The organism is Vibrio sp. 10N.222.48.A3 (assembly GCF_041475345.1).
GTDB lineage: Bacteria > Pseudomonadota > Gammaproteobacteria > Enterobacterales > Vibrionaceae > Vibrio > Vibrio tasmaniensis_A.
The window spans coordinates 1-1,403 of sequence record NZ_JBFRVX010001259.1; the positions used below are offsets into that span (position 1 = coordinate 1).

At 43.8% G+C, this 1,403-nt stretch carries 2 protein-coding genes; both read left to right on the plus strand.

Annotation, left to right across the window (positions count from 1 at the left end; translation table 11 throughout):
* Positions 1-551, plus strand: a 551-nt coding sequence (locus tag AB4653_RS25485) for a putative PEP-binding protein (protein ID WP_372105618.1), incomplete at its 5' end; no start/stop codon positions are given.
* Between the two features lie 176 nt (positions 552-727).
* Positions 728-1,213, plus strand: coding sequence for a PaaI family thioesterase (locus AB4653_RS25490; RefSeq protein WP_017101198.1), 486 nt, complete (start codon positions 728-730; stop codon positions 1,211-1,213).
* The last annotated feature ends 190 nt before the right edge of the window (positions 1,214-1,403 follow it).

The following is a 1,403-nucleotide window of genomic DNA, read 5'->3' on the forward strand; positions in this document are numbered from 1 at the left end:
GTGGTAGCTGTGAAGCCGAAGAGATAAATCCGGCCTTAGGTGTTCGTGGGGTTGCGCGTTATGCGACAGCCGAGTACAGCAAGGCTTTCGCTTTAGAGTGCCAGGTTATTAAAGCGCTGCGAGAGCAGGGTATTAACGTTGAAGTGGTTGTACCGTATGTACGAGCATTAAGCGATGCTGCTAAGATTATTGATTTGCTTGCAGAGCAAGGCTTACCACGCGGGCTTAATGGTTTGAAAGTTCTGTTCTCGTGCGATGTGCCGTCTGCAGTGCTACTAAGCGAAAGATTACTGCATTATTTTGATGGTGTTGTGGTAAACGTTGATAGCTTAGCGTCTTTCACTTTAGGTGTAGACAAGCACAATGAAGCTCAGCAACACGCTTTTGATCCTCAAAACGAGGCAGTTATTACCTTGTTGAATATGATTGTTAAAGCAACACTGAACGCGAAGAAGCCCGTCCTGCTTGTGACTCAAGGCCTGGTGGACTACCCGCGCTTACAAGGGTTCATTGCGGATCTCGAAGGTGTAGAAACAGTTATCACTGCATAAACCAGCTTATTGTCTAGATAAATCAACTTGCTGTATGAGTTTATCTAAGTCACTAAAGCTTAGAGAAAAAGGGAGATATCATTATGCGATGATATCTCTTTTTTGTAACATTTTTTTGACATGCACATCGCTAATCGATTAACTGGTCTGATGACTTATTTGACTAGGTAATCCGAATGCTGACCCCTCTACAAAAAGCAAATTTCTACTTGAGCATGTTTGGCTTTTTCAAAGTACCTCTGATCTGGCTATGTCGACCAAAACTGCTCGCGCTGGATAATCAACATGTTGAAGTGAAAATTCCTCTCAAAAGGCGAACTAAGAACCACCTCAATAGCATGTATTTTGGTGTGTTAGCTGTGGGAGCTGACGTAGCAGGTGGTTTCCTTGCTATGAGTAAATCTCAGCAGCAGGGCGAAAAGATTTCTTTGGCATTTAAAGAGGTGACAGGTAATTTCTTGAAGCGTCCAGAAGGTGACGTACACTTCACTTGTAACGATGGTGAGCTGATCAACACTATGTTGGCAGAAACCATGTCTACTGGCGAGCGTGTGAATCAACCAGTGACCATCATAGCGACCTGCCCGTCTTTGCATGGCGACGAACCAATGGCGGAATTCACGCTAACACTTTCGATTAAGAAAGTCCCAGCTAGATCATAGTTCGACAGAAGTCGTTGAACAAGTGGAGGAGCGGTATGTGAATTGAATACCCACATACCGTACCGCACATCCTAACAACGTTATGATTCTTGAGTGATTTGCTCGATATCAACGATTTTTGAACGGTTCATGACTATTTTCCAGCGGTAATAGGTAGGCTCATCATCGTGATTGTTCTCTTTAATGATCA

Excerpts from the sequence above, each read along its gene's own strand:
- AB4653_RS25490 (WP_017101198.1), top strand. The coding sequence starts at position 728 with ATGCTGACCCCTCTACAAAAAGCAAATTTCTACTTGAGCATGTTTGGC.